3 protein-coding genes are annotated in these 6,028 nt (G+C 66.5%); 2 read left to right on the top strand and 1 reads right to left on the bottom strand.

The window, feature by feature from the left end:
• Nucleotides 1-131: 131 nt before the first annotated feature.
• The gene (locus PMN64_RS41435) at nucleotides 132-3,356 is read left to right on the top strand and encodes an efflux RND transporter permease subunit (RefSeq protein WP_304495746.1); all 3,225 of its coding nucleotides are present in this window, start codon (nucleotides 132-134) and stop codon (nucleotides 3,354-3,356) included.
• Between the two features lie 139 nt (nucleotides 3,357-3,495).
• Nucleotides 3,496-5,337, top strand: a complete 1,842-nt coding sequence (locus PMN64_RS41430; RefSeq protein ID WP_411784932.1) for an alkaline phosphatase family protein — start codon at nucleotides 3,496-3,498, stop codon at nucleotides 5,335-5,337.
• A 43-nt stretch (nucleotides 5,338-5,380) separates the two neighbouring features.
• Here the strand turns inward: PMN64_RS41430 and PMN64_RS41425 are convergent, their stop codons facing one another.
• Entirely contained in the window at nucleotides 5,381-5,962 is a 582-nt protein-coding gene (locus tag PMN64_RS41425; protein WP_026192875.1) for a hypothetical protein, read from the bottom strand.
• Between the last annotated feature and the right edge of the window lie 66 nt (nucleotides 5,963-6,028).

Below are 6,028 nucleotides of genomic sequence, written 5' to 3'. Positions count from 1 at the left end.
GGTGCGGACCGGCCGCGAGGACGACGACGATATCGAGATCGTTGCCGGCCTGTCAGCCGGCGAGACCATCGCGGTGCAGAACACCTTCACGCTGAAGGCGGAGTTCGAGAAGGACGAGGCGGAGCACGACCATGATTGAGCGCATCATTGGTCTTGCGATCCAGCGGCGCTGGGTGGTCGTCACATTGGCGGCGATCCTGATGTTCCTCGGCGGCCTTGCGCTGTCCAGGCTGCCGATCGACGCGGTGCCCGACATCACCAACAAGCAGGTCCAGATCAACACCGTGGCCCCGGCGCTGTCGCCGGCGGAAATCGAGAAGCAGATCACCTTCCCGATCGAGACGGCCCTGGCCGGCGCGCCGGGTCTCGAGAGCACGCGCTCGCTCTCCCGCAACGGCTTCTCGCAGATCACGGCGGTGTTCAGCGAGGCCACCGACATCTATTTCGCCCGCCAGCAGGTCGGCGAGCGCCTGACCGAAGTCCGCGCGCGCCTGCCGCAAGGCATCGAGCCGCGGATCGGCCCGACCTCGACCGGCCTTGGCGAAATCTACATGTGGACCGTCCATTATTCCGGGCAGAAGGTGCAGGCCGACGGCGCGCCGGGCCTGCAAAGCGACGGCCGCTTCCTGACGGCGGACGGCCAGATGCTGCAGAGCGAGGTCGAGAAGGACGCTTATCTGCGCACCGTACAGGACTGGATCATCAAGCCGCAGATCAAGATGGTGCCTGGCGTCGCCGGCGTCGACACGATCGGCGGATACCTCAAGCAGTATCAAGTGCATCCCGATGCGGCGAAGCTGATCGCGCTCGGCCTCACCTTTGCCGACGTTGCCAAGGCGATCGAGACCAACAATGTCAGCCGCGGTGCGCGCTACATCGAGCGCAACGGCGAAGGCTTCGTCGTGCGCTCCGGCGGCCGGCTCGAGAACATCGACGAACTCGGCGCCGTCGTCGTCACCACCCGCGGCGGCGTCCCGGTCCGGATCCGCGACCTCGCGACGCTTTCGATCGGCGGCGAGACGCGCACCGGCAGCGCCAGCGAGAACGGCCGCGAGGTCGTGGTCGGCACGGCCCTGATGCTGATCGGCGCCAACAGCCGCACGGTGTCGGCCGCGGTCGACGCCAAACTGCGGACAATCATGCCGTCCTTGCCGGCCGGCATCGAGGTCAAGACGGTGCTGGATCGCACTCAGCTGGTCGATGCGACGATCGGCACCGTGGCGCGCAACCTCAGTGAAGGCGCACTGCTCGTGATCGCCGTGCTGTTCGTGCTGCTCGGCAATTTCCGCGCGGCATTGATCACGGCGCTGGTGATCCCGGTCGCGATGCTGATGACGGCGATCGGCATGTGGCAGGGCCGGATCAGCGCCAATCTGATGAGCCTCGGCGCGCTGGATTTCGGCCTGATCGTCGACGGCGCCGTGATCATCACCGAGAACAGTCTGCGTCACCTCGCCGAGAAGCAGCATGCGCTTGGCCGCGTGCTGACGCGCGACGAACGGCTGGCGACGGTGCGGGCGTCCGCCGTGGAAATGGTCCAGCCGAGCCTCTATGGCCAGGCCATCATCCTCCTGGTCTATGTGCCGCTGCTGACCTTCACCGGCGTCGAAGGCAAGATGTTCGAGCCGATGGCGCTGACCGTGATCCTCGCGCTCGCCGCCGCCTTCGTGCTGTCGCTGACACTGGTTCCGGCGCTGATCGCGATCGGCATCACCGGTCGCGTGCAGGAGCAGGAAAACCGACTCGTTGCGGCGCTGAAGCGCTGCTACAGCCCGCTGCTCCGGCGCGCGGTTGCAACGCCTATCCCGGTCATCGCGGTGGCGGTCGTGCTGTTCGCCACCGCCCTGTTCGGGTTCTTCCGCCTCGGCCAGGAGTTCATCCCCTCGCTCGACGAGAAGAACATCGCCATGCACGCGCTCAGGATTCCGAGTACGGCGCTGTCGCAGTCGCAGGCGATGCAGCTGTCGGTCGAGAAGACCGTCAGCCGCTTTCCGCAGGTGTCATTCGTCTTCTCCAAGACCGGCACCGCGGAGGTGGCGAGCGATCCGATGCCGCCGAACGCGTCCGACACCTTCATCATCCTGAAGCCGCGCGAGCAGTGGCCGGATCCATCGCTGACCAAGGAGCAACTGATCGAGGACATCTCGAAGGCGGTCGGCCGGCTGCCCGGCAACGTCTATGAATTCACCCAGCCGATCCAGATGCGCTTCAACGAACTGCTCGCCGGCGTTCGCGGCGATATCGCGGTCAAGGTGTTCGGTGACGAGTTCGGGCCGATGCAGAAAGCCGCTAACCAGATTGCTGCCGCGCTGCGCAGCGTGCGCGGCGCGACCGACGTCAAGGTCGAACAGGCTGGCGGCCTGCCCGTGCTCGAGATCAAGGTCGACAAGGCTGCGATCGCCCGGCGCGGCCTCAGCGTCTCGGCCGTGCAGGACGTGATCGGCGCCGCGGTCGGCGGTCAGGATGCCGGCGTCGTCTACGAGGGCGATCGCAGCTTCGACATCGTGGTGCGATTGCCGGAGAGCGTGCGCTCCGATCTCGAGGCGTTGAGCAATTTGCCGGTCGCGTTGCCGAAGGCGACGCCGAGTTCGCCGGTGCAGAGCTTGCCGCTCAACCGCGTCGCCCAGTTTTCCTTCACCGAGGGGCCGAACCAGATCAGCCGCGAGAACGGCAAGCGCCGCATCGTGGTGACAGCCAATGTTCGCGGCCGCGATCTCGGCTCGGTGGTCGAGGAAGCCCAGGCAAGAGTCGCGCAATCCGTGCAGCTGCCGCCGGGTTATTGGATGACTTGGGGCGGCCAGTCGGAAAATCTCGCCGCAGCGCGCCAGCGCCTGGCCGTCGTGGTGCCGGCCTGTTTTGCGATGATCTTCCTGTTGCTGCTGGCGGCGATGGGCTCGGCCCGCGACGCGCTGCTGGTGTTCAGCGCGGTGCCGCTGGCGCTCACCGGCGGCATCGCCGCACTTTGGCTGCGCGGCATGCCGTTCTCGATCTCGGCGGCGGTCGGCTTCATCGCACTGTCGGGCGTTGCGGTGCTGAACGGGCTCGTGATGCTGAGCTTCGTCCGGCAGTTGCGCGAACGCGGCGTGCCGATGCGGGAAGCCATCGAGCAAGGCGCCCTCACCCGCTTCCGCCCCGTGGTGATGACCGCGTTGGTGGCCTCGCTCGGCTTCGTGCCGATGGCGTTCGCCACCGGCACCGGCGCCGAGGTGCAGAAGCCGCTCGCCACCGTCGTGATCGGCGGCCTGATCAGCGCGACCCTGCTGACGCTTGCCGTGCTGCCGGCGCTCTATGCCCGGTACGGGCATGCCGGCAGCGCTGCGCGCAATGAGAGAACGGCGGTTCAACCTGCGGAATGACGGTGTGCTGACCGGCAATCCGCGGGAAAAATCCGGCCGTTACAGCGCCGAACAAGCGCTGTAACATTTCTGTCATGTGGCAAAACTAAACGAAGGCTGCGGCGGGCTGCCGCGGGGCTTCATCAGGGGGAATAACACTATGCGTCGTGCCATTACCTTACTGTCCGCGAGCATGATCGCGCTTTCGGCGGGCGCCGCCTCGGCGCAGAACGCCAAGCCCCGCAACCTCATCCTGTTCGTCCCCGACGGCCTGCGCGGCGGCATCGTGACGCCGGAGACGACGCCGGCCATGGCCGAGATCCGCGACAAGGGCGTCAACTTCAAGAATTCGCACTCGCTGTTCCCGACCTTCACGATGGCGAACAGCTCGGCGCTGTCGACCGGCCACTACCTCGGCGACACCGGCACCTTCTCCAACACGATCTACACCGGCTACACCTCGGTGCCCGCCGGCGACACCGTGGTCCCCTTCATCGAGAACGACGCGGTGCTCGCCGACGTCGACGATCACTTCAACGGCGACTACCTCAACGAGGAGACGCTGCTGAAGATGGCCCGCGGCCAGGGTTTCAGCACCGCCGCCATCGGCAAGGTCGGCCCGACCCTGCTGTTCGACCACACCGATCGCGGCAAGAACACGATCGTGGTCGACGATTCCACCGGCGGCAAGACCGGCGTGCCGCTCTCCGACGAGATGAAGGAAGCCCTGACCAAGGCCGGCCTGCCGCTCGCGACCCCGAGCCGCGGCGACAACGCCAAGGCCGGCGACGCCAAGACGCCCGGCACCACCGTCGCCAACGTCGCCCAGCAGGCCTACATGGCCGACGTCGCGACCAAGGTCGTGCTGCCGATGTTCAAGGCGCGCAACAAGCCGTTCGTGCTGGTGTTCTGGTCGCGCGATCCGGACGGCAGCCAGCACAACACCGGCGACAGCCTCAACACCATCACCCCCGGCATCAACGGCCCGACCTCGATGGCCGGCATCAGGAACGCCGACAACAATCTCGCGCAGCTGCGCAAGGCGCTCGACGAGCTCGGGCTTTCCGCCGACACCAACATCATGATCTCCTCCGACCACGGCTTCTCGACCATCTCGAAGGAGAGCAAGACCAGCCCCTCGGCCAAGATCGCCTATAGCGACACGCCGAAGGATTTCCTGCCGATGGGCTTTCTGGCGATCGACCTCGCCAGGGCGCTGGACCTGCCGCTGTTCGACCCCAACGACAAGAACGCGAAGGTCGCCGACAATGCCCACCCGAAGGCCGGCAACGGCGTGCTCGGCCAGGATCCGGCCAAGCCTGACGTCGTGATCGCGACCAATGGCGGCTCGGATCTGATCTATCTGCCGAACCGCGACAAGAAGCTCGCCGACCGCGTCATCAAGGCCCTGCTCGAGCAGGACTATGTCAGCGGCCTGTTCGTCGACGACAAGCTCGGCACCTTCCCCGGCACGCTGCCGATGTCGAACCTCAATCTGAAGGGCAAAGCGGTGACGCCGAACCCGTCGATCGTGGTCAATTTCCGCTCCTGGTCGAGCGGTTGCGGGATCCCGACCAACTGCTCGGTGCAGGTCGCCGACACCGTGCTGCGCCAGGGCCAGGGCATGCATGGCAGCTTCAGCCGCGGCGACACCTTCAACTTCACCGCGGCGATCGGCCCCGACTTCAAGGCGGGCTATGTCGATCCGCTGCCGGTCAGCAACGCCGATGTCGGCATGACCGCGGCCCAGCTGCTCGGCCTGCGCGCGCCGAACAATGGCGGCTTGATCGGCCGGGTGATGTCGGAGGCGCTGCCGAACGGCATCGTGCCGAAGATGGCCGAGGGCACCATCATGTCGAAGAAGGCGTCGGCCAACGGCCTGCGCACCGTGCTGAAATTCCAGCGCGTGCTCTCGACCCGCTATTTCGACGTCGCCGGGTTTCCGGGACGGACGCTCGGGCTCGAGGAAACCGGCGGCAAACAGAAAACGGCGGGGAAGTGATCCCCGCCGCTCTACTCGAATTCCAGTCACGCGGGATGATGGTTTACATCATCCCGATGTCGAACACGTTGGGGAGCTGCGCCGCGAGCGGCAGCGCAGTCGCGCCGACCAGCGTCGCCACCATCGCCGCCAGCGCGCGGCCGGTGCGGCGCTGACCGCGCATCTGGCCCGCGATCCACTCCAGGACCTTGGTGTCCATCTTGGCGCCCTGCCTCGGCGCCCAGCGATCGATCTCGGTGTCTGGCGACAGCGCCACTGTGCGCGGCGGCACCGGCAGGCCGGACTCGGAGGCGGCATGATGGGCGATCGCCTTGGCGAGCAGATCGTCGAACCGGCCGCCATCGCTGCGCTCGGCAGCGGCCTCGTTGATCGCGAACAGCGCCTCGATCTCGGCGCGGCTGACCGGCTGATGCTCGACCGCGGCCGCCGTCAGGATGCGCGCGCACCAGGCAGCGTCATCGGCATCGAGTGACCGGGAGAAATGGATGCGGCCCTTGGTGGTCGGGCCTTCGCCGGTGATCACGCCGTCGCGCACGATGGTGAGCGCATGGGCGGCAGTCTTGCGGCAGGACGGATGCAACGCACCGCTGAGGGGCTCAGCGGTCTTGGTACTTGGGGTAGACATTGTGGGAGCTTTCAATTCCTATCTCAGGCCAGCTTTTCCATGCGGGCGTAAACGAGTGGTTAATGG

It is taken from the genome of Bradyrhizobium sp. UFLA01-814 (assembly GCF_046718885.1).
GTDB lineage: Bacteria > Pseudomonadota > Alphaproteobacteria > Rhizobiales > Xanthobacteraceae > Bradyrhizobium > Bradyrhizobium elkanii.
Note: the sequence above shows the minus strand (reverse complement) of the source record. Positions and strands in the feature narration are given on the sequence as shown.